At 38.9% G+C, this 23,722-nt stretch carries 17 protein-coding genes; 16 read left to right on the top strand and 1 reads right to left on the bottom strand.

The window, feature by feature from the left end:
- Positions 1-2: 2 nt before the first annotated feature.
- The 10 genes from DW650_RS06130 (at position 3) to DW650_RS06085 (ending at position 16,002) form a co-directional block, all read left to right on the top strand.
- Positions 3-1,487 carry a flippase gene (locus tag DW650_RS06130; RefSeq protein WP_118209347.1) on the top strand — a complete coding sequence of 495 codons (1,485 nt, stop codon included), beginning with the start codon at positions 3-5 and terminating at the stop codon, positions 1,485-1,487.
- A 61-nt stretch (positions 1,488-1,548) separates the two neighbouring features.
- The gene (locus tag DW650_RS06125) at positions 1,549-2,571 is read left to right on the top strand and encodes a DUF6077 domain-containing protein (RefSeq protein WP_118209346.1); all 1,023 of its coding nucleotides are present in this window, start codon (positions 1,549-1,551) and stop codon (positions 2,569-2,571) included.
- A gap of 15 nt (positions 2,572-2,586) precedes the next feature.
- Complete coding sequence (locus DW650_RS06120; RefSeq protein WP_118209345.1) at positions 2,587-3,396, top strand: hypothetical protein; 810 nt, start codon at positions 2,587-2,589, stop codon at positions 3,394-3,396.
- A gap of 13 nt (positions 3,397-3,409) precedes the next feature.
- Positions 3,410-4,414 (top strand): DUF6077 domain-containing protein, encoded by a 1,005-nt coding sequence (locus DW650_RS06115; protein ID WP_118209344.1) that lies wholly within the window; start codon positions 3,410-3,412, stop codon positions 4,412-4,414.
- Positions 4,398-5,192 (top strand): hypothetical protein, encoded by a 795-nt coding sequence (locus tag DW650_RS06110; RefSeq protein WP_118209343.1) that lies wholly within the window; start codon positions 4,398-4,400, stop codon positions 5,190-5,192. The genes DW650_RS06115 and DW650_RS06110 overlap by 17 nt, the downstream gene beginning before the upstream one ends.
- A 77-nt stretch (positions 5,193-5,269) precedes the next feature.
- Positions 5,270-8,602 carry a hypothetical protein gene (locus tag DW650_RS06105; protein WP_118209342.1) on the top strand — a complete coding sequence of 1,111 codons (3,333 nt, stop codon included), beginning with the start codon at positions 5,270-5,272 and terminating at the stop codon, positions 8,600-8,602.
- 152 nt (positions 8,603-8,754) lie between these two features.
- Complete coding sequence (locus tag DW650_RS06100; protein ID WP_015559560.1) at positions 8,755-10,116, top strand: sugar transferase; 1,362 nt, start codon at positions 8,755-8,757, stop codon at positions 10,114-10,116.
- Between the two features lie 221 nt (positions 10,117-10,337).
- Entirely contained in the window at positions 10,338-14,711 is a 4,374-nt protein-coding gene (locus DW650_RS06095) for an N-acetylmuramoyl-L-alanine amidase (protein WP_118209341.1), read from the top strand.
- A 22-nt stretch (positions 14,712-14,733) separates the two neighbouring features.
- The gene (locus DW650_RS06090; RefSeq protein ID WP_118209340.1) at positions 14,734-15,555 is read left to right on the top strand and encodes a glycosyltransferase; all 822 of its coding nucleotides are present in this window, start codon (positions 14,734-14,736) and stop codon (positions 15,553-15,555) included.
- Between the two features lie 231 nt (positions 15,556-15,786).
- Entirely contained in the window at positions 15,787-16,002 is a 216-nt protein-coding gene (locus DW650_RS06085; protein WP_118209391.1) for a hypothetical protein, read from the top strand.
- Between the two features lie 417 nt (positions 16,003-16,419).
- Here the strand turns inward: DW650_RS06085 and DW650_RS06075 are convergent, their stop codons facing one another.
- On the bottom strand, positions 16,420-16,896 hold the full coding sequence (locus DW650_RS06075) for a hypothetical protein (protein WP_118209339.1): 477 nt from the start codon (positions 16,894-16,896) through the stop codon (positions 16,420-16,422).
- 253 nt (positions 16,897-17,149) lie between these two features.
- Here DW650_RS06075 and DW650_RS06070 point away from each other — a divergent pair, with 253 nt between their 5' ends.
- The 6 genes from DW650_RS06070 to DW650_RS06045 all read left to right on the top strand — a co-directional run bounded on the left by DW650_RS06070 (position 17,150) and on the right by DW650_RS06045 (position 23,682).
- Positions 17,150-18,904, top strand: coding sequence for a CDP-glycerol glycerophosphotransferase family protein (locus tag DW650_RS06070; RefSeq protein WP_118209338.1), 1,755 nt, complete (start codon positions 17,150-17,152; stop codon positions 18,902-18,904).
- Between the two features lie 290 nt (positions 18,905-19,194).
- The gene (locus DW650_RS06065; protein ID WP_006856667.1) at positions 19,195-19,983 is read left to right on the top strand and encodes a LicD family protein; all 789 of its coding nucleotides are present in this window, start codon (positions 19,195-19,197) and stop codon (positions 19,981-19,983) included.
- A gap of 21 nt (positions 19,984-20,004) precedes the next feature.
- Positions 20,005-21,282 carry a CDP-glycerol--poly(glycerophosphate) glycerophosphotransferase gene (locus tag DW650_RS06060; protein WP_006856666.1) on the top strand — a complete coding sequence of 426 codons (1,278 nt, stop codon included), beginning with the start codon at positions 20,005-20,007 and terminating at the stop codon, positions 21,280-21,282.
- A complete protein-coding gene (locus DW650_RS06055; protein WP_006856665.1) occupies positions 21,279-22,064 on the top strand; it encodes an ABC transporter permease in 786 nt (261 codons plus the stop codon). Before DW650_RS06060 ends, DW650_RS06055 begins: the two co-directional genes overlap by 4 nt.
- Before the next feature lie 8 nt (positions 22,065-22,072).
- The gene (locus DW650_RS06050; protein ID WP_006856664.1) at positions 22,073-22,924 is read left to right on the top strand and encodes an ABC transporter ATP-binding protein; all 852 of its coding nucleotides are present in this window, start codon (positions 22,073-22,075) and stop codon (positions 22,922-22,924) included.
- A complete protein-coding gene (locus DW650_RS06045; RefSeq protein ID WP_006856663.1) occupies positions 22,921-23,682 on the top strand; it encodes an IspD/TarI family cytidylyltransferase in 762 nt (253 codons plus the stop codon). The genes DW650_RS06050 and DW650_RS06045 overlap by 4 nt, the downstream gene beginning before the upstream one ends.
- Positions 23,683-23,722: the final 40 nt, after the last annotated feature.

Raw genomic sequence — 23,722 nt, 5'->3', positions numbered from 1 at the left:
AAATGGGAAAAAAATCTCTTGCAAAAAATTCAATATTCAACATGGCATATAAGGGCTTTACGGCCCTTTTTCCACTGATAACGACTTCGTATGTATCGCATGTTCTGCTGCCGGCAGGCGTGGGACGTGTATCGTATGCAAATACGATCGCGGCATATTTTGTGCTGATTGCTTCTTTAGGCCTGCCAAGTTATGGTGTCAAGGCGATTGCGCAGAGCAATGTCGACAAGGAGCAGAGGAGCAGGACTTTTTTGGAATTGTTTCTTATCAATTTTGCTGCAACTGTTCTTTGCGCGATCGCATATTATTTATTTGTCAATTATTTTCCGCATTTTGCTGACCGCAAGCCGTTATTCAATGTTATGGGATTGATGCTTATCCTCAATATTTTTAACATTGACTGGTTTTATCAGGGAATGGAAGAATATGTCTATATTTCCGTGCGCAGTTTTATTGTAAAGATTGCATCGTTTGGACTGATGCTTTTTTTTGTAAAGGACGAGAGCGATTATCTGATCTATGCGCTGATCTTATGTATTGCAACGGCTGGAAATAACCTCTGGAATGCATGGAATTTAAGAAAATATATTTCTCTGGAGGAAATCTGCCACAGCAGACAGGGAAAAGCGGCAGATACAGGACTACATATAGGAAAACATATGCGTCCGGTCATGATACTTCTTGCATCATCGATTGCAACTGATATCTATACAATGCTTGATTCGGTGATGCTGGAATACTATTATGGGGAAACAAATGTAGGATATTATTCGAATGCTGTAAAGATTGTCAGAATGACGTATACGGTAGTGATTGCACTTGTAGCAGTTTTTTATCCAAGGATCAGCATGTGTTATAAACAGAAAGATTATAAGACGGGGAATGCGCTGATCAACAGAGGAACACAGATTTTGCTGCTTTTAGCACTGCCCTGTGCAGCAGGACTTTTAGCAACGGCTGAATATGTAGTGCCTCTTTTATTTGGCAGGGCATTTGATCCTGCAATCCCAACACTGAGAATTTTGAGTGTTCTGATATTGATTTTTTCAATCGCATATTTTCTGGGACATATCATCTTAACTGCGACTGGAATGGAAAAAATGATCCTGCGTGCTACGGTTACAGGGGCTGTGGTAAATGTATGTGCGAATTTTGCATTGATCCCCGTATTAAAACAGGATGGGGCGGCTATTGCATCTGTGTTATCGGAAGCAGTCGTTACGGTAATTTTGCTGGTGCATGCGAAAAAGTATTATATATTAAAATTCAGCAGACATTATATACTTACACTGACGGTCGCACTTTTAGCAATGTTAGCAGTGACTTTCGGATTGGAACAGCTGATTACGAACCGTGTATGGATGATTCTTTTTGTCATTGCAGCTGCAGGAGTGGTATACTTTGTAGTGTTGATCATATTACGCAATGAAATCGTGGAAGAACTTTGGAAAAAGGTGCGTGTTTATGCAAAACGCAGACAGGGGTGAGTCTTGTTTGTGACAGAATGGCATGATATACTTATAGCCAGAGTAATGGAGAGGTGCAGATATGAATTCAATTACAGGCATTATAATTGCTTTATTTGTGCTTAGCGCTGTGTTTTTTATATTGGGCAGCAGTTTTTGCTGTATATTTGGAACGGAAGAAACGACAGCATTTGAATATCTGTCCGGATTTGTAATATTTCTTACGGTTTTTGCATTAATAGAGATTCCAATTGAGCTATCGGGTATGGCATTTCATGTACTGGTATATGCAGAAACGGCAGTTTTTGTCATAATACTGACAGGATGTATTACATACCTTTTGAGGCAGAACAGAAAAAATAAAAAAATAATTTTTAAGAAACCGGATCAGGTGACGATAATCCTGTTTGTACTGATTTTGCTGCAGATCTTTTATGGAATGAACAATGGAAGCCGGATCAATGGTTATGATACATCTTATTATAACGGACATGCAGCAAATGCTTTGTATACAGATACTATTTACCAGTATAATGCAAGAACAGGCGAATATATCGGGCAGGAAAACTATGTGCATGATTGTTATCCGATGCTGATCGCATTTTTAGCAAGGATATTTGGAATGCATCCGCTTGTGGCGAGCAGCCGGGTACTGGCATGTGTAGAGATTCTGACCGCCAGTCTGATCGTGTATGAAATCGCAAGACGTCTTTCTGACGGCAGAAGAGACATTGCAGACTGGACAGTTGGAATTTATGGATTTATGAGTATTTTATGCTATGAGTTTGAGGAAACATCAGCATTTTATCTGTGGCAGAGAACGGCAGAATCAAAGTCAATGCTGGCTAATCTGTATCTCCCAATGGTACTTTTGGCGATGGTACTTTTAGCAAAAAAAATAGAAAGCAAAAGAAACTGGCTGATACTCTGTCTGATCGCATTTGCAGGTGTATCAATGTCTATCAGCGGTATTTTTATTATCACGGTAATGGTAGGAGCGGGATTACTGTCCATCATATTTGTACAGAAAAAATGGCGGTATCTGTTCCGGGCATTTGTGTGCATGATACCGGGGATAGTAATGGCAATGATTCGGATTTTGTAATGAAAGAGGGATGAAATGCTCGAAGAATGGTTTAATCTAAGTTATTTTCATACAACTTTTCTGGGGTTCTGGTGGAATGTTCTCTATATTGTGCCATATCTGGGATGTTTATTTTATATTATCAAAAAAAAGGACGAGGTATTAAAACAGATATTTGTATGGCCGTTTTTTATTTCACTGGTTACCATTTTTAATCCGTTTATTATGGAATGGGTGTTGAAAAAACTGGGATGGAGAGACCGCTACAGCAGATTTTACTGGATTCTTCCGGTAATGTTTCTGTGTGCATTTATGGGAGCAAAGCTGATCGTAAGGCAGAAGAAAGGTGCTGAGAGAAATATTCTGTTTCTGTTTCTGCTGTGTTTTTTGTATCTGTGCAGCGGCAGGGCAACGGCAATCGAACTTGATGATAATGTTTATAAGATAGATCAGTCAGTCATTGAGGTGTCAGACATGATCGGGAGAAATAAAGATACCAAAAATCCGGTTGTGCTTTGTGATGCGGATCTGTATTACTGGCTGCGTCAGTATGATCCGTCAGTTGTGCTTGCAGTGTCAAATAAAGTAATGGATCTGTACCAGTTTCAGTCAGCTTCCGGTATAGATCCGGAAGAACAGTATAAAAACAATAAAAGGGCATTATCCATGTTTACCAGAGGAGTGGAAATCGATCCTGAGACAGCAAATAAGCTGTTAAAAAAGAATAAAGTACAATATTTTGTCCGGAATACAGAGTATTATTCGGATTATTATATGGATCTGCTTGATCTGGTCTATGTTGATAAGGTAGACGGGTACGAATTATATCGCTGTAATAACGATTAGGAGGCTCAGAAAATTGCTTATTGTTTTTAAATTGCTTGTACTTACAGGCATCTGGTATATTTTCCCCACAGCGGTGGGATTTGTGGTGGAAAAACAAAGTGGTGCCCAAAATATAGATTTTCTGCAGTGTTATCTGAAGGGAATCATAATATTATTTGGACTGTTTTATCTGATCGCACGGATTGTGATTATGCAAAAGTTATCTTTGTCCGTACTGACAGAAATATGGTGCAAAGTTATGATACTTGTGATCATTTTGGCGCTGGCATTTATTTTTTGGAAAAGAAAAGAAATACGCTTGTCAGATATCATCAGGGAAGTGAAAAAACTGATACCAGGTATACTGGTTGTGATCATACTTACTGTATTTAGTGTGGGAGCAGTGACGGTCAGCCAGAAAGATAATACGGTAGAATCCGTGCTGACTATGTATACTTTTGATACGCTGTATCAGATCAATCCGATGACAGGAAAAGCACCGATGTTGCCGGTAGAAAAAGAATTGTTAGCACAGATGGCAGGATCTCCGTTAGATGCATATTATGCAGTCTGTTTGAAAATATGTAACCTGAATCCGGCTAAATTCATCCGGATGATCCTACCGTTTTTTATGTTTCCGATATATTATGCTGTCTATGTTCTCTGGGCAAGATTTTTATTCCCTGGGGAAAAAGCGGGGAAAAGATATCTGTTTCTTGCGATGATATGGGTATTGTATGCAATTCCGCTGGCAGCAGACAAGGCATTTTATTTCAGTGTTTTTCAAAATGAATGGAATGGAGAACCGTTGTTTTTCCTGGCTCTGCTGCCGTGGTCGATATTACAGATTTTCGGAAAGGAAAAAGAGCTGCGCAGTCTGAAAAATTATGCATCTGTGCCGGTACTGATCTGTTATGTGGCATCGGCGCTGGCAGGACAACTGATGTATGAAAAAGGATTTTTTATGATAACATTTGCATGGGTGGCAGTTATAGTTATGACAGGTATTATGAGGTGGAAAAATGGAAGCAGCATTTGAAGCACTCAGAGAGCAGTTTCGAAATTTTGGTACAGATGGAATAAGTCTGGCACTGACAGGTTTTGCAGTTCTTTTTCTTGTAGCAGAGAAAGAACGACTTGACTGGCGTATCGGACGGCTGGTAAAATATGAAATTTTGTTTTTTCTGCTTCTTGGAAATCCGTTTGGTTACAATAATATAAGCAGTTTCTGGATGCAGGAAGATTATGCGAAAATATTTATGCTGCTCATGCCGGCTGTTGTAATAGCAGTTCTCGTAACAGAGCTGATTTCAGCAGTTAAAAACTTTTTCACAAAGGTATTATGTATAGCTGGGTGTGTGTGCCTTATAGTTGTCAGCATGTATTTTCGTTTTGGCGAGGTAAAAATACAACTGTTACAGAATACATATAAGGTTTCAGAAGATATTGTGGAACTTGATACCCTGCTGCGTAGTGAAAATCCTGCAATTACGAATATGATTGCGCCAAGGGAAGTATGTGCACAGATCCGTGAATTAAATGAGTCGGTGCAGCTTTTGTATGGGGAAGATCTGATCAGACAGATGATAGATGGAAAAGATGTCTCTGAAGACGAAGAAGAAAAAGAATTTTATGAGGCCTGTGCAACCATTGTGGCGGTTCCACAGGCGGTAGATCATCAGATTGATGTTGCTGAGCGCTATGGCAGCAACTGTATTGTACTACGGATTTCAGATGATGATAAACCTAAAATGGAGGAAGCAGGGTATACATGTTTTGGAAAGACAGACAGTTATGTCGTGTATTTGAAAGATTAAAAATGCGACTGGTATAACCAATATAGTACGCACAAACTTGAGATGCGCTTGAAAGCAGCGCAGGAATGGAGAATAATATGAAAAAAAGACATCAGGCAGGAAAAAGGATCGCTGCTTGGCTTATGGTATTGAGCCTTTGCGTGACAGCAGTTCCGGCAGAGCAGGTGGTATATGCAGCCGGTGAACAAAATGAAACAGAGATTACAGAACTAACACAGAATCCTGAGGTGACAGAGAGCACGGAGGCGATGGGAGACTCTGAAAACGCAGAGGGGAACGAAGCAGGAGATAGTGGCGAAGATCAGATTTCTGAGACAACGGAAAATACCGGAACAGAAGAAAATTCTGAGATGCCGGCGGATACGGAGAGTACAGAAATTCCTGAGACGACTGAAAATACAGAGAGTACGCAGGCAACAGAAGATTCAGAGATGACTGACGATACAGAAAGTACAGAGGCACTTATCGGGGATAACGAAGCGGCAGACACGGAGAAAGAAGAAAGTGAGGATATTCTAAAGAAAGATGGAAATGTGACTCCGGGAAGTACCTATGCGGCAGCAACATCGATTGGACTGAATACAACTTATAATGCAACGACATCCAGAACATCTGTTACACATTGGTATAAATTTACGATGAGCAAAGCCGGTATGGTACAACTGAAATTTGCACATGCGAATTTATCGAGCGCAAGCAACAGTACGGCCTGGAGGATTGATTTTATTGCCGATCAGGTTGGTGGGTTAGTCACTGTAACAAGCGGAATGCAGGATACACAGAACCAGACGGCGAAAATAGGACTTGATGCCGGTACCTATTATGTACAGATTACCGGAACCGGAGTACTTACAGTCGGGTCTGCAGCTTACAGCTTCAGCGTACAGTATGAAGATACCTATTGTGAGACAGAACAAAATAATACGATTGCCACAGCAGATAATTATGACAGATTAGGTCAGACGATAACAGGAAGCATTTCCTCTGCATCGGATACCGATTATTATAAGATCACATCCACCACGAAAGGATATCTTTCATTTCAGTTACAGCACGATAAAGTGAGCGGCAGGCTTTCAACAGATATTTACAGTGTAGCAGTCTGCGATGCTGCCGGAAATACGTTGTATACAATGACAAGTAAGAAAGATGAGGAGAAATCCGAGTCGGTTAATTTTGGACTTGACGCCGGAACCTATTATCTGAAAGTATCAGGAATCCAATATATGGATGCGTCAGGTTCACTGACAGTTCAGGGAGCAAATGGAGAGACGTACAAGCTGAAGGTATCCTGGACGAATGCAGACAACTGGGAGAGCGAGAGCAATGATGATATAAATACAGCAGACACAATGACATCAGGCAAGGCAGTTTACGGAAGTCTGTATGGTGTCAGTGATTCTGATTATTATGGTTTTCAGACAACAAAAGACGGATATATCGTGATCAATCTGCAGCATTCGAAAGTTACAGGATGGCAGAATAAGGCTATTTATGCAGTTACAGTCTGTGATACTTCCGGCAATTCGATCTACGAAATGACCAGTAAAGCGGAAGATGAAGCCACGGATTCCATTAAACTGGGACTGTCAGCAGGTAAATATTATATTAAGGTGGCAGGTCAGAATGCATATTACGGCGGAAACTATGTGATCAAAACTACCTTTAAGGCGTGCAGTACCTGGGAGCACGAGAGCAATGATACTTACGATACAGCAAATACGGCTGTTTCCGGCACAACATACAGCGGAGATATCCGTACCTACAGTGATGTGGATTATTTTAAAACATCACTTTCTGCAAATGGTTATATCAATGTGAAACTGACGCATCCGGTTGTGAGCGGACAGGAAACAACAAACATGTTTGTGCTCAGCGTGATCCGCAAAGTGGATAAAGACCAGTATACAGAAGTCTACACTACGAAGATCCGTGGCGGGGACACAAGCATTTCCACGCCGAACCTTGGACTGCCGAAAGGTGAGTATTACATTAAGATCGCAGGAACCGGAAATACGACGGGAACATTATTGAGCGGAACGAGTTATCCTGTAAACTATGATGTATGTATCAAAGCAAAGACAGCAAGTGACCGGGAAGTGGAGTCGAATGATTCTGCTGCCACTGCAAATACCGTAAAGAACGGAAAAACTTATTACGGAAGCACAAGCAGTTCCTCGGACAAAGATTACTATAAGATCAAAATGTCAAAAGCAGGCTATCTGCAGATTAAGTTTGGACATAAAAACAGTCAGAGTACAGCAAGCTGTTATAATGTTGTTCTTTACAATAAGGATAACAGTGAAATTTATAAATTTACGAATACCGGGACAGAGACTTCTTATACATCCTGTAAATTAGGACTGGATGCGGGGGAATATTACGTATGCGTCAGTCAGGCTTCGACCCTTTATACCGGAGACTACACGATCTGCCTGACACAGAAAGCAGCTTCCGGCTGGGAGACAGAGAATAACGGTGACTGGGCATCCGCAGATAATATACAGGTAGGCAAAGCGGTAAAGGGTGTGATCACAGGCTATTCATCAGACGAAGACTATTATCGTTTTACACTTACAAAAGCACAGTATATCAATTTCAGTCTGGCACATGAAAAGATCAATGATGCGGGAAGAAGCTGGTATGTAACACTTTATAATGCAAATGCTAAGAGAGGTTATCAGGATTATGACCATATCTATTCTTATGCAGGAAGTACTTATACAGAATCATCTGCAGTCAAATTAAGCAGAGGAACCTATTATCTGAAAGTGCAGGCATTTGCAAAAAATGCTGTAGATAAAGAATATACCCTCTGTGTAAATAAGATTGGAAATAAAAAGACAAGCGTAACTTCCGTAAAATCGACAGCATACAATAAACTGAAAGTTTCATGGAAAGTTGTGCCGGCTGCAGCTTCCTATCAGATTTACCGCAGCACGAAAAAAGATGGAGATTACCAGAATATAAAAACCATCGACAGTGTGGGAACCAGTTCCTGGACGGATAGCAGTGTAAAAACCGGAAAAACATACTATTACAAGATCAAAGTAGTTGTTAAGACGCAGAATGGAAATCAGACCAGTGGATTTTCCAATGTAAAATCTGCAAAAGCTGTACCGGCAAAGACAACACTAAAAGCGAAAGCATCCAATGCAAAGAACGTAAAGCTGACCTGGTCAAAGGTAAAAGGCGCAAATGGCTATGAGATTTACCGCAGCAACAGAAAAGATGGAAAATACCAGAAAGTAAAAACTATATCCAAAGGCGGTACGACATCTTATAAAGATGGAAAACTGAAAAAATCAACGACTTACTATTATAAGATCCGTGCATATCGTAAAGTGGATAGAAAGAAAGTATATGGAAGTTATTCTTCCGTTGTTTCCGTAAAGACCAAAGCAAAATAAAAGTAAAAAGAGATACCCCGGTGGGATGATCATCATACATTCTGCCAGGGTATTTTTAAGATTTTATGAAAATTCTGGTAAGATATATTCAAAGGTTAGGTTTTATGATAAAATAATATAGATTATGCAAAGGTATGAATGTGAGGTACTTCATGAGGAAAAGGGAAAGATATAAACATTTGCTGAATTTATTTGCTAATTTTGTAATGCTTGTGGCTGAGACAGCAATGTTTGCATTTATATGGTATAAAATGTATGTGCCGGAATTGGAGGATAAGTTCTGGAATAGAGGAAACTGGGCAGTAATCGGAATGTATGCATTGGTATTGTTCTTTTTTATCCGTACATTTGGCGGATACCGGATCGGATACCTTAGAATTACAGATATTTGTTTGTCGCAGATCCTTGGAATTTTGTTTGCAAATATTATCGAGTATTTTCAGATTTGTATGATTGCAAATGATTATATGTCAGCATCACCGCTTCTGTTATTGACGACAGCTGAGATTGCAGTGACACTGCCTACCGTTTTTGTTGTAAGATATTTTTATGTCAGATTATATCCGCCAAGACGTATGATCGTAATATACGGGGAACATTCTCCGGAAGAACTGATTTCCAAGATTAATTCCAGAAAAGATAAGTACAATGTTTGTGCAACTGCCAGCGCCTATATGGGATATGAGGCATTGTATTCTAAAATATTAGAGTATGAAGCGGTAGTTTTATGTGATCTTCCGGCAAGTATCCGTAATAAAATTTTAAAGTTCTGTTATGATCAGAATAAAAGAACCTATATTACACCGAAGATATCGGATATTATTTTAAATGGAACGGAACGAATCCATTTGTTTGATACACCTCTTATGTTGTCAAGAAATCAGGGACTTACGATAGAGCAGAGATTTGTAAAGAGGACTATGGATATCGTGTTTGCACTGCTCGCGATTGTTATTTCATCGCCGTTTTTACTGGTCATTGCAGTTGCAATCAAACTGTATGATGGGGGACCGGTATTCTATAAGCAGGAGCGTCTGACGAGAGACCGCGAGACGTTTCAGATTATCAAGTTTCGCAGCATGAAAGTAGATTCGGAAAAACAGGGAGCACAGCTTGCCAAAAAAGATGATGACAGGATCACACCGGTTGGAAAAATAATTCGAAGAACGCATTTAGACGAGCTTCCTCAGATTTTTAATATTTTAAAGGGAGAAATGTCTTTTGTTGGTCCTAGACCGGAAAGACAGGAAATTGCTGAAAAATATGAAGAAATTGTTCCGGAATTTAGGTTCCGCCTGAAAGTAAAAGCCGGATTGACAGGGTATGCACAGGTATATGGAAAATATAATACAACACCATATGATAAATTAAAACTGGATCTGACTTATATACAGACATATTCAGCGTGGTTAGATGTGAAATTAATGCTTATGACATTTAAGATTATGTTTCAGAAAGAAAACACAGAAGGTGTAGATGAAAAGCAGACGACAGCGATCAAAAAGGAATCATAGAGATGGAACAGACAAGCGAAGTACAGATATCTGTTATTATGCCGGTTTATAATGCACGGGATTATGTGGAGCAGTGACGGAAAGTCGCGCAATAAATACAAGTCAGCTAAAATGCAGTGGAAAGTTTACCGTTTTATAGGAAAGAACCGGCTAAATGCATTGCGTTATATGGTACATTACACATTAAATAGTGTCAAAAAATATACAAGAGGGTAAGGAAAATGAAAAAAAGGATTTTAGCAGTAATCATGGCAGTCTGCGTGAGTATGACAGCACTGCCTGCAGATGTAAGTGCAGCAGAAGACAGTGCAGTTCAGACAGAAAGCACGCAGAAAACATCACCGGCAGAGAAATCAGCCCAGACAGAAAACGCTGGGAATGCAGCAGAAGAACTGACCGGAACGGAGATGACAGAGACAGAAGAAACGACCGAGACGGTAACAATCGAAACAGAGACGATTGAGACAGAAGAGCCGGCAGAGACAGAAACCTCGGAAACAGAGAAACCGGCAGAGACAGAAACTTCGGAAACAGAGAAACCGGCAGAGACAGAAACAATCGAAACAGAAACTACGGAAACAGAGAGCACCGAGACGGAGACAGCTGAAACGGAGACAGAGGAGTCAACCGAAACGGAAACAACTGAAACAGAGACAGAAGAGCCGACCGAAACGGAGACTGCGGAGACAGAGACTGTCCAGGCAGCAGAACTTAACTACATGATGGTAGAGTCACCGTACGTTGAGACACCGGGAACGCAGAATGTGGTCTTAAGTCTTGGAACAGGCGATGAGCAGCTTTCGGATATCGTCTTAAATTATAAGAATCTGACCACCGGAAAAGCATATCAGACAAAAACTGCAGGAATAGAAGAGGATATGATCCGGTTTACCATGGATTTTTCAGAAAATGGACAGGCAGGAGAGTATCAGATCACTTCCGTGCAGTTTACACAGGAGAAAACAAAACAGGAAATTCTGCTATCAGACCTTGGCATGGATGTAAGATTTGGTGTCAATGAACAGGCAGAGACGAACCCGGATCAGGTACTTTATGATGAAGATGCCTATGCGGATGTGGATGCTGATGTTGTTACTATGAGCGCAGATGGAGAAGTTATTTCCGAAAACACTGTGGAAAATGTGCTGGAGCAGGGAATCTCAGATGCTGTCGCCAGTGTTGCGGATAACTTAAAAGGTGCGAACAGTAATGTGAAAGTCGTACTCGATCCGGGACATGATGGCACCCATGCAGGAGCATCCGGTTTTGGAGTACAGGAAGCGGATCTGACACTTAAGATCGCCACATACTGTAAAGAAGAATTATCTACCTATAATGGTATTACTGTTTATATGACAAGAGAGAGTGCAAGCTGTCCGGCAGGCGGCGGAGATAATATTGCATGTCTGGATGCCCGTGCAAACCTTGCAAAGAATGTGGGGGCAAATGTGTTAGTAAGTTTCCATTTAAATACTGCAAACGGAACAGCGAGAGGTGTGGAAGTTTATTATCCGAACAGCAACTATAATGCACAGGTAGGAAGCAATGGACAGGCACTTGCAAAGAAAATATGCGATAAATTGGCAGCACTTGGATTGAATTATCGTGGAACTTTGATTAGAAATGCATCTTATGATAAATATCCGGACGGCTCTGCCGCAGATTATTATGGCCTGATCCGCCGTTGTAAAAACAATGGTATTCCGGGACTGATCATCGAGCATGCATTTTTAGACAATGCAAATGACTACTATACATATTTAAGCTCTGATGATAAATTAAAGGCACTTGGTGTTGCAGATGCTACTGCGATCGCAGAATATTTCGGTCTGACAAAAGGTGCTCAGACAGTTACCTGTACCTATACGCAGTCAAGAGCGGATGGAAGTCTGAAAATCAAATGGAGCGGACTTGATAATGTTGATTATTATGAGATCTGGCGTGATACTAAAGATGCCTATGATTATGAAAAGATCGATGAAGTATCTGATGCGACATCTTTTATCGATGATACCGTAGAATTGGGAACAAGATATTACTATTTGGTTCGTCCGGTATTTAATGACGGAACTACGGGAGAATACTCCAAATCCATCTCTGGTGTGGCATTAGCAAAGACAAACTTTACGAAAATCGAGGCAAAGAGCGGAAAGAAGGTCGCTTTAACCTGGAAAAAAGTTTCACAGGCAGAAGGATATCTCATTTATCGCAAAGACAGTGAGGATGGAAAGTATAATCAGATCGGTAAAGTGACTTCAGGAAAGACTCTGACATACACAGATACTGTGAAATCCAATAACAAAACATATACTTATAAAATACAGGCGTATAACACAAATAATGGTAAACAGGGTGTCGGTGCATATTCCTCCACGAAATCAGCAAAGACACTTGCAAAAGCAAAAATTACAGGCATCACGTCCTCAAATGAGGAAGTATTAAAAATTTCCTGGAATAAGGTAAGCGGTGCAAAGGGATATATCATTTCCCGCAGCACAAAGAAAGATAGTGGTTATAGTGAAATAGATACAGTATCAGGAGAAAAGACAACATCCTACACAGATGATACTGTAAAAGCAGGAAAGACCTATTACTATAAGGTCGAAGCATATAATGTCAACAGCGGTACAAAAGGATACGGCGGTGCATCAGACGCGGTGGCAGGAAAAACTGCAAAACGTACAAAGATCACATCAATCGTTTCCACAAATGAAAAAACACTGACGATCAAGTGGAATAAGATCACAGGAGCTTATGGTTATCGTATCAAACGAAGTACCGATGAAGATGGTACTTACAAAGTTGTTAAGACGATTAAATCCGGAAACACGACCAGCTACAAAGACACCAGTGTAAAAGCAGGAAAGACCTATTATTACACGGTTGAAACGATGGTAAAGACAGGAGACAATATCTGTTATAGCGGTGATTCAGCGTCCATGGAAGGAAGAACAGCGAAAAAAGCGAAGATCAAGTATGCTGTTTCAAATGGAAGTAATCAGATTGAAGTAAACTGGGGAGCAGTGAGAGGTGCCTACGGCTACCGGATCAAACGCAGTACGTCAAAGAATGGTACTTATAAAGTGGTTGCCACTTTAAAAGGAAAAAATAATACGACCTATCAGGATAAAAAGTTAAAAACTGCAAAGACCTACTATTATAAGGTAGAGACGATCAACAAGGTAAATGGCAAAAAAGGATACAGCGGTAATTCGGCAGCTGTGTCGGCAAAGACTTTGAAAACTACATCCATTACAGCAGTAAAGGCAACCGGAAGTACTTCCGTAAGACTGGAATGGAAAGCTGTGGATGGGGCATCCGGTTATCAGATTTACCGGAGTACGTCAAAAGACAGTGGTTATAAAAAGGTCGGACAGGTCAAAGGTAAAAATACGAAAAAATATGAGGATAAAACATTAGAAGCCGGAAAAACTTACTATTATCAGGTTCGTGCATATAAGAGCAACAGTGCTAAAAACGGTGTGGCATCTTTCTCAAAAGCACAGAAGGCATGGACGATCAAACAGGTGGTATTCTCCCAGATCACAAGTGACAGCAAAAATCAGGTCACACTTGGCTGGAAGAAAGTTTCAAAAGCACAGGGGTATGATATTTACCGGAGCGACGAGTCAAACAGTGGATTTGAAAAGATCGCTTCAATTTCATCCGGATCTACACTGACTTACACGGATAAGGGCGTAAAGAGCGGCAATACGTATTACTATAAAATTGCAGCAACTTATAAGATCAAAGGCAGTGCAGGCAGAGGAAGTTATAGTAAGGTAACAGAGGTTGCAGTCTTAAAACAGGGAAGTATTTCTTCTATCACACTCGGAGATAATAATGTATTAAATATCTCATGGAACAGTGTTGCAAATGCAAGTGGCTATGAACTTGCCGGTGCGGTCAGCGAAAAAGGAACTTATACCACATTACAGACTTCTGGTGCAACATCCTTTACACACAGTAATCTGGTACAGGGAACGACATATTACTATAAAGTAAGAGCATACAAAGATTTAAGCAACGGAATCCGTATGTACGGACCATGGTCAGCGGTAAAAGCAAAAGCTGCAGCGCATGAGATCATGGGTACAAGCAGTGTGACAGTCGACCAGATGGTATCTTACTATAATAAACGTTATACCTTCCCGGCAGATACTTACCGTGATAAGGGAGCAGATTCTGCGGAGGCATTCTTTAAGATCTTAAAAGAAGAGGCAGAAGCCGAGGGTGTAAGAGCAGATGTATTGTTTGCGCAGGTTATGTTAGAGACCGGAGGATTAAAATTCGGCGGTGATGTGCAGCCGAGTCAGTGTAACTTTGGAGGACTCGGTGCAGTCGGTGGCGGTGCAGCAGGTGAGACTTTTGCAGATGTAAGAACCGGACTCCGTGCGCAGGTACAGCACTTAAAAGCATACGCAAGTACAGATGGATTAAACAATGCATGTGTGGATAAGCGTTTCCAGTATGTATCGCGTGGAACAGCCAGATACGTGGAGTGGCTTGCGATTCCGCAGAATCCATATGGAAAAGGCTGGGCAGCAGATGCGGATTATGGTACGAAGCTGCTTCGGATCATGGATAGTTTATAAACGAAAAAGTATGGTGATATAAATGATAGAACAGAATTATTCCGTTTTAATGTCTGTATATAGAAAAGAAAAAGCTGAGTATTTGCAAAAAAGCATTGACAGCATGCTCTCCCAGACAGTACCACCGCAGGATTTCGTGATTGTATGTGATGGATTGCTGGGGGATGAATTAAATCAGGTACTCCAAAAAAAAAAGCAGGAGTATCCGGAATGTTTTCAGATAGTTCAACTGCCTGAAAACCGAGGACTGGGAGAAGCACTCAAAGAAGGACTGGTTTATTGTAAAAATGAACTGGTTGCACGAATGGACAGCGATGATATCAGTGTTCCAGAGCGTTGTGAATGGCAGTTAAAAGCTTTTGCCCAAAATAATGTATCGATTATCAGTGGAGCTGTGCAGGAATTTATGGATGATACAGCACAGGCAGGTACTGTCAGATATGTTCCGGAATCATCAGAAAAGATAGCGGTATATGCAAAAAAAAGGAATCCTTTCAATCATCCGGCAGTGATGTTTAAAAAAAGTGATGTTATAAAAGCTGGAAGTTATATGGATTTTCATGGATTTGAGGATTACTATCTATGGCTCCGTATGCTCTCAGGCGGGATGAAGGGATATAATCTATCTGAAGTGCTAGTGTACATGAGAGTCGGTAATGGCATGTATGCGAGGCGCGGAGGAGTTTCATACTTGAAAGATATGGCAGAGTTTCGGAAAATCATGTTAAATAGCGGATACATTAATTTACTGGAATTTCTGACATCTGTCATAGCCCGTGGAATTGTAATCCTGATGCCTGCGAATCTGAGAAAAACAGTATATTCGGTCTTTCTCAGAAAGTAATCCTTGGCTTAAAGACAGAGATTTCGCTTTTAAAAATATAATCCCTGGTTTTGCCTGTGAATTTCAGGAAAAACAGGGGATATCCATTTTCAATATAAAATCCCACAAAAAATCAAGTGTTTAACGGACAAAAGAAAATCTATTCCATTGTTCAACATTGTCATGCCGGTACTGCTTTTTCTGATGCTGCAGTATGAGAGCTTCCATACCATTTTTTCAGACCCTGAAAGCATGTCAAAAAGACTGAAAAACTGTATCAGTGGAAGGATTCCAAAAGTTGATGCAGTCCGCGACCTTCTCTCCAGAATAAACCCGGATGAAATACGCAGCATACATGAAGAAATGATTGATATCATAAAACGTAACCGGATATTCCGGAATGGAACGATAAGCGGTCAGCTTAAGGCAGAGTTGACGATATGCCGGACGTTTTGTCCGGAACCATAGCCTGACGCCTTCTTTTGCATACGATAGTATGCCAGAGATACCTTTAGCTAACCGGTAATAGCAGAAATATACTTTTTTCTTTACAGGGTCTGCTTTTTGTATAATTGAAACCTTAAGGGCATTTGTTTCTGACTTCATAGATATATGTGCAAGAAAAGCCATGCATAAGGTGATATAAAAATTTAACGTATTGATGGCAGACAGCTTTCGTACTCGAAAGTTTTCAAACTGAAACATCTGTTTTTTTGCAGCGGAAATATTCCTCTATTTTCCATCTCGAAAAGTACTGCTTTGCAACAGCGATTACATCTTCTTTTGATTTAATATCTTTATTGGTTGCAAGCATCATTGGATGTTCGGTTAAACCATAGACGAGCACCAGGTCAATATCTTTTTTAGAAGCGGTTATCTGAACTTTTACATGAGACAGATATGCTTCATGGGATGATTGTTGCCAGTAAGAACACAGGCTTCTGTTACGTGATAGCCTTTTTCATAAACGGTTTTAGTATTAGTGCTTTTAGAACCATCACGAACAAGTCCAAGTGCCTCGAACCTGCGGCCTTCCGGTTTTATCACATTACTATCATCGATATGGATAATGGGATTGCTGGAAACCATTGTACGAACAAAGGTCAGATATGACTTTTGAGCATCTTTCGGAATTCCTTTGTTGAGATGTCTTGTAAGACGCTCCACAGAATTAACTTTTTTAGAATTCTCATGAAGCTGGTCAACAATGTCTGTCAGAAGACAGCTTTGAGAGGCAAGCATGCCGTAGGTCATATCAGCGGTAAACTTTCTTTCTGGTTTGGAAAGATGTTTTGAAATTTTTTTGGAAAAAGTTAAAATTTCCCGTTTCAAAGTATAAGTATTTGTTGTAGAATTAAGCATAAGGAGTCCTCCTGTTTTTTTGTTTAGTATTATTTTGATTTGACACATTAATTTTACTACAAAACAGGAAAGGATTCCTTATAATTTGGGCATTTTTTGAAAGTTGTTTATGACGATGATTATGAAAACGGGGCTTTGTGGATAAAAGTACGGAAACTCAAGAGAGAGTAGAATAAATTGACGTGAAATAGCTTGTATGATATAATTGTGCAGTCTTTTGGAATACATGGAATAGATAAAAAGGAGTTAGAAAATGAATTGGAGAATCAATGAGAGTGGTGTATCAGCGACAATTGAAAATATTGAATGGGAAAGAATACACTTGATTCTTACAGTAAGGCTGCATATTGACGGGCAGAAAACGTATGATATAGATAAGATGGAATTTTATGCGGTAAATAATTTTGGGGGATGTGGAGTTAAGTTCGATGTACGCAGGAAAGAAGATATCATCAAACTTCATGTTAATGTAACAAATAATGGTGACCTACGTTGTATTCCGAGGGGAACATATCGTATTTTTGTATGTGAAAAAGATTGTGTTCTGGCAGAGTGTGAAACCAGTCCTGATATTGCAGATCAATTAGAAGCAATGTCCAGAAACTTTTTGTACGGTGAAAGGGGAAAATCTTACAATGTTACATTTTATATAGAAGATGGAACGGATACACTGCCATTCCGTATGCATTGTATCGCATTAGGGGCAGTAGGGGTTACATTTCCACAGAATCCAAGCTTCCTCAAAAAAATAAATTTGATAAAAGCATTGAAAGACTGCTATTTATCTAGCAGATCTGTTTTAAGAAGAGTATATAAATGGTATTCATTTTTGTATAAAAGCAGACGAAAAAATACAGTCCTTTTTATGACAGAACAGAATCAGAAAATTGCATCAAATTTAAAAGCAGTTTCAGACAGAATGGTTGACAGACAGCTGGATCAGCAATATCGGTTATTGTATTCTGCACGTCCTGCAGCGGCAGAGCCGCAAAGTAAAAAAAGCTGGATTGGTCTTATGAAATTACTAGCACAGAGCGGCACTATTTTTATTGACGATCATGCACCGGTACTGGATTGGCTAAAACTGGATGATGATACAACGCTGATTCAATTATGGCATGCAGGAGCAGGGTTTAAATCATCAGGCTACAGTCGCTGGGGACATGAAGGATGTCCTTCACCGCAGTCCTGTCACAGACAATATAAGTACGGAATTGCTGGCTCAAAAAATATCGCACCGTTTTTTTCGGAAGTATGGGGAATTAATGATGAGCAAGTATTGCCAACAGGAATGCCCCGTATGGATGAGTATTTGGATGAGCAGCATAGGAATGAAAAAATAAAAGAATTGTATGAGCAGTTTCCAATGTGCAGAGGTAAAAAAGTCATACTTTTTGCACCTACCTACCGTGGAAGAAATAAAAAAACAGCATATTATCCGTATGAATTGATCGATTTTGAAAAGTTATATCAGATCTGTGGAGATGAATATGTAGTTTTATTTAAAATGCATCCATGGGTAAATAAAGATATTGTGATTGAAAAAAAATATGCGGATAAATTCTTGGATGTAAAAAAATACCCGAATATTAATGATCTGTTCTATATTGTTGATTTATTAATTACAGATTATTCGTCGAATATTTTTGAATATTCACTCATGAGAAAACCGATGCTGTTTTTTGCATTCGACAAGATTCAGTATTCTTTTTCCAGAGGATTTCATAGAGATTATGAAGAATCTGCACCGGGTAAGGTATGTTATTCATTTGAGGAGGTGCTTTCTGCAATTACAGATAAGGACTTTGAATATGAAAAAGTTGAACAATATATCACACATCATTTTGATTATATAGACAGCGGTGCATCGGATCGTGTGATAGATTGGATTTTACTTGGAAAGATGCCTGAGAATATCAGTAATGCGATTAAGAAAAAACAGGAAGAAATACAGCGTATGCATGAGCTTGATTTTGCTACAGGTATGTTGGTACAACAGGATGACTAAGCTACTGTTCACACACTGTGTGAGCAGTAGCAATTACAGCCCCATGCATCTTCGATGCATGGGGCTGTAATCTGGCATAATATAGTCTTTGGCGCACAGTTTGACAGCAAGTGTCAAACTTGCGAGTGAACAGTAACATGACTAATACAGATACAAAAGGTATAGACAGACGCAAAATTGACGGAAAAATTGGTGTATGCTATAATTCATGGTAAGAGAATATGCGCAAAGCGTGCATTCTATTATCTATGGTAATAAGGTTGCATTAGTCGTAATGGAGAGTGAATGCAATGGAAAATGGATTAAAAGAATTGCAGCAACGTTTAGTTGAAATGCTGTCGTCTTTTCAGAAATTTACACAACAGAATGGAATGATTTTTTTTCTGGTAGGCGGAAGTGCGTTAGGTGCAGTCAGACATCAGGGATTTATACCATGGGACGACGACGTGGATATTGCAATGATGCGGGAAGATTTCGAAAAAATGGAATACCTGATGAGTCTGCAGCATGACCGGCTGGGTGAATTTATATATTCACCGGTCGAGAAGCATATGATACCGGATGCGCCAATTGGTTATTTATATGATACCTTGCATGCAGATGCCGGATATGAAAATACGGCAAAAATAGACATACATCCGATTGATGGTGTTCCAAAATCGGGAGTATTAAAGAAGGTTCAGAAGTGGACATCACTTATTTATTATTTGTCAGAATATCGTCTTCCAGTTAAAAATAAAGGAAAAGCAATCCGGAATATTTCAAAGGTAATTCTTAAAATAACCCCCGGTTTTATATTCCGGTTTTATATGAGAGTGTGTAAAAAGATCATGACATCATGGAGAACTTCGGATAGTGAGTATATCTGTAGCTTATTTGGGGTTGCCGGGTATGAGAGGGAAGTGATGCCGAAAAGTTATCTGCTTCCATTAAAAGAGGCTGATTTTGAGAATAAAGTTTTTATGATACCGGGAAATTATGATCCGTATTTGAAAAGGCTGTATGGAGATTATAAGAAAATGCCTCCTGAGATGGAGCAGCATCCCAGACATAAGATACATGAGCTATATAAAAAATAACCGGGTGGTGTAAAGAAAATCGTGCAGGCAATCAAAAAAAAGTTAAAACGAATAATAAAGTTATTTATAACATATAAAATCGAAAATGATACCAGAGTATATCAGTTAAAGTACACACCGTTTACTGTTAAAAAATCATTAATAAAAAAAACATTTCAACAATATGGTAATACTTCCATAAACACAAAAAAGATTATATTTGATAATTATATGGGACATGGATACGGATGCAATTGTAAGTATGTGACGGAAGAATTAATACGTCGCGGAACGGATTTTGATTTAGTTTGGATTGTGAAAGATGCAAATGCACATAAAGGGGAATTTCCCCCCAAGGTGAGGCTGGTTGAATATGGATCTAAAGAAGCTATGTTTGAATATTATACAGCGGCTGTATGGGTATGTAATTATCATTTGATTCATTATTGGAATCAGGGACTGGTAAAAAGATTTGGACAGTATTATATTCAGATGTGGCATGGATCATTTGGAATAAAAAAGATCGAAAAAAACTGTGATTGTTTAACCAATAGTCAAAGTTGGACATATCTTGCCAAAAAAAATTCGCAGAATACCGATTTTTGGATTTCGAATAGTTTTTTCGAAGATGAAGTATATCAGAATGCTTTTTGGTCGGTAAAAAATATTTTGAAATTAGGTCATCCCAGAAATGATATCTTTTTTAAGGATGGACAGGATCTTGTGGAGAAAAAAGTGCGCAAGAGTTTATCAATTGATGGAAAAGATAAAATTTTGCTATATGTGCCGACTTTCCGAGAAAAGCTTGATTTTCCTAATTATAAACTGGATATTGAAAAATTAAAAAAAGCTTTGGAAAAGAAAACAGACCAATCCTGGAAAATTGTTGTAAGACTGCATCCAAGGATGCAGAATTCGTTGGAAAAGGTTTGTATAGATGAAAAAAAACAGATTGTGAAAGCAGATGCTTATCCTGATATTCAGGAGTTATTAGCAGCAGCACAAGTGGTGATCACAGATTACTCCAGTTGTATTTTTGATTTTTTATTAACAGTAAGACCTGGCTTTTTATTTGTGCCTGATTTAGAACATTATGATCAGGAACGAGGGTTTTATTATAAATTGGAAGAAACTCCTTTTCCAATCGCACATACAAATGAAGAACTTATTCATAATATAGAAAATTTTAATCAGGAAAAATATAGCATGCAGGTGGAAGATTTCTTAAAGAAAAAAGGATCGGTGGAAGATGGAGAAGCATCTGTACGTGTATGCAACTTAATAGAAAGTATAGTGTCAGAAAAGGAAATTAGAGGATGAGTATTAATAAGAAACATGTGAAGACATTTTGGAATCGTCGATTTCTGTTATATGAGCTGGTAAAAAAGGGAATTAAATTAAAATATCGTCGTTCGTATCTTGGTATTTTATGGTCTATGTTAGAACCGATATTAACCACAATTGTATTAACAATTGTATTTGGAACGTTGTTTGGAAATAATGATAAGGAATTTCCATTATATATCTTATGTGGAAGGCTGGTATATTCTTTTTTTGCAACGGGAACTAAAACAGCATCCAAATCTATCAGGTTAAATGCAGCGATGATAAAAAAGGTATACATTCCGAAATATTTATATCCGCTATCCTGTGTATTATATAATTATGTGATTTTTGCTATTTCGTTAATTGTAATGGTTCCGTTGGCGGTATATTGTAATGTAACTGTGACATGGCATATCATTGAGGCAATTATCCCACTGTTACTTCTTTTTATTTTAACATTTGGAGTTGGAATGATATTGACAACGATCAATGTATTCTTTCGGGATATGGAATATATATGGGAAGTGCTTTTAATGCTTATTATGTATTCAAGTGCAATTTTTTATTATCCGGAACGTTTAATGAACAGCGGGTATGCGTGGATTTTAAAATGGAATCCGTTGTATTGTATGATCCAGAGTTTTCGTAATGCAATGTTTGGGGAAGCTATGGACATGGGGTTGACGGCATATGCAGCAGTATGTTCTATTGTAGTGTTGATTTTAGGTGTGATTTGTTTTTATAAAAAACAGGATGATTTTATTTTGCAGATATAGAGGTTAAGATGGCAAAGGAATTATTACGTGTAGAACACATAGGAATGAAATTTAATCTAAGTAAAGAACGAGTGAATGATTTTCGTGAATATGTAATAAGAATGCTCAAAGGTAAAAAGTTAGAGAAGGATGAGTTTTGGGCACTTAAAGATATTAATTTTAGTATTCATGAAGGAGAACGAATAGGAATTCTTGGACTAAATGGAGCAGGAAAAAGTACGTTACTCAAAGTGGTTGCAGGAGTATTTAAACCCACAGAGGGCAGAGTAATAAGAAATGGAAAAATAGTACCATTATTAGAGCTTGGAGCAGGATTTGATAAGAACTATACAGGCCGGGAAAATATATTTTTATATGGAGCAGTGCTTGGATATGGTCGTCAATACATGGAAGAAAAATATGATCAGATTGTAGAGTTTTCCGGATTAGAGGATTTTATGGATGTACCTATTAAAAACTATTCATCAGGTATGAAATCAAAGTTGGGATTTGCAATCGCAACGATAGCTGAACCGGAAATTTTAATTTTAGATGAAGTACTTTCTGTAGGAGATGGTAAGTTCAGAAAGAAGAGTGAAAAGAAAATCCTTGATATGATGCAGGATGGTACGGCGGTTTTATTTGTGTCACATTCACTTGCACAGGTAAAACGTATCTGCAATAAAGCTATGATCCTTGAAGGGGGAAAAATGATTGCTTTTGGGGATGTAGATGAAGTGGCACAGGTTTATGCAGAAATGACGGGTGAACTGGATGAGTTAACAGTGGGTCAGAAAAATCTTGTGAAAAAAAAGAATAAAAAAAAGAAAACAGAAAAAATCAAACAGGAAGATAAAAGGGAGGTTATGGAAGAATCATGAATATAGCGATTGTTTTTGCTGGTGGAAGCGGAGTCAGAATGGGAGCCGGTGTCCCGAAACAGTTTTTGGAAATAAATGGGAAACCGATTATTGTTCATACACTTCAACTTTTTCAGTGCCATGATATGATTGATAAAATATATATTTCAGTACTTGCTGATTATATCCCTTATATGAAAGAATTGGTAGATGAATACCGTTTGAATAAGGTGGCAGATGTTATTCCAGGTGGAGAGACTGCACAGGATTCGATTTATAATGCGTTAAAAAAAGCAGAAAGTGAAAATGCAGAGGATTCTATCGTACTATTGCATGATGGTGTACGCCCATTTGTATCTTATGAAGTGATCAGTAATAATATTCGCTCTGTACAGGAAAAAGGCAATGCAATTACCTGTACTCCTTGTTTTGAAACAATCATGATCAGTAAGGATGGGAGTCACGTCGACTCTGTTCCATATCGTAAGGAAACGTTTGCAGCGCAGGCACCACAGAGCTTTTACTTAAAAGATATTATTGCTGCACATGATGCAGTTAGAAGTACACCTACAAAATATGAAAATATGGTTGATGCGTGTACGATTATTCGCAGCCAGGGGATTGAAGCACATATGGTGGAAGGAAACAGAGGCAATATTAAAGTTACGACACCGGAAGATGTGTATACGTTTCGTGCATTGTTACAGTACAAAGAGAATGAACAGGCATTTGGACTGGGTATTACAAATCGTATAGGAAATGGAAGAAAGCCTTTATAGAAAAGGTAAGTATAAACATATGGAGAATGGAGAAGTTGAA

The organism is Roseburia sp. AM23-20 (assembly GCF_003470905.1).
In the GTDB taxonomy this organism is placed as follows: Bacteria; Bacillota; Clostridia; order Lachnospirales; family Lachnospiraceae; genus Roseburia; species Roseburia rectibacter.
The sequence above is the reverse complement of the archived record's forward strand: the minus strand, read 5'-3'. Positions and strand labels throughout refer to the sequence as shown.

Coding starts and splice junctions, on each gene's coding strand:
- DW650_RS06130 (WP_118209347.1), top strand. CDS start 3: ATGGGAAAAAAATCTCTTGCAAAAAATTCAATATTCAACATGGCATAT.
- DW650_RS06125 (WP_118209346.1), top strand. CDS start 1,549: ATGAATTCAATTACAGGCATTATAATTGCTTTATTTGTGCTTAGCGCT.
- DW650_RS06120 (WP_118209345.1), top strand. CDS start 2,587: ATGCTCGAAGAATGGTTTAATCTAAGTTATTTTCATACAACTTTTCTG.
- DW650_RS06110 (WP_118209343.1), top strand. CDS start 4,398: ATGGAAGCAGCATTTGAAGCACTCAGAGAGCAGTTTCGAAATTTTGGT.
- DW650_RS06105 (WP_118209342.1), top strand. CDS start 5,270: ATGAAAAAAAGACATCAGGCAGGAAAAAGGATCGCTGCTTGGCTTATG.
- DW650_RS06100 (WP_015559560.1), top strand. CDS start 8,755: ATGAGGAAAAGGGAAAGATATAAACATTTGCTGAATTTATTTGCTAAT.
- DW650_RS06095 (WP_118209341.1), top strand. CDS start 10,338: ATGAAAAAAAGGATTTTAGCAGTAATCATGGCAGTCTGCGTGAGTATG.
- DW650_RS06090 (WP_118209340.1), top strand. CDS start 14,734: ATGATAGAACAGAATTATTCCGTTTTAATGTCTGTATATAGAAAAGAA.
- DW650_RS06085 (WP_118209391.1), top strand. CDS start 15,787: ATGTCAAAAAGACTGAAAAACTGTATCAGTGGAAGGATTCCAAAAGTT.
- DW650_RS06075 (WP_118209339.1), bottom strand. CDS start 16,896: ATGCTTAATTCTACAACAAATACTTATACTTTGAAACGGGAAATTTTA.
- DW650_RS06070 (WP_118209338.1), top strand. CDS start 17,150: ATGAATTGGAGAATCAATGAGAGTGGTGTATCAGCGACAATTGAAAAT.
- DW650_RS06065 (WP_006856667.1), top strand. CDS start 19,195: ATGGAAAATGGATTAAAAGAATTGCAGCAACGTTTAGTTGAAATGCTG.
- DW650_RS06055 (WP_006856665.1), top strand. CDS start 21,279: ATGAGTATTAATAAGAAACATGTGAAGACATTTTGGAATCGTCGATTT.
- DW650_RS06050 (WP_006856664.1), top strand. CDS start 22,073: ATGGCAAAGGAATTATTACGTGTAGAACACATAGGAATGAAATTTAAT.
- DW650_RS06045 (WP_006856663.1), top strand. CDS start 22,921: ATGAATATAGCGATTGTTTTTGCTGGTGGAAGCGGAGTCAGAATGGGA.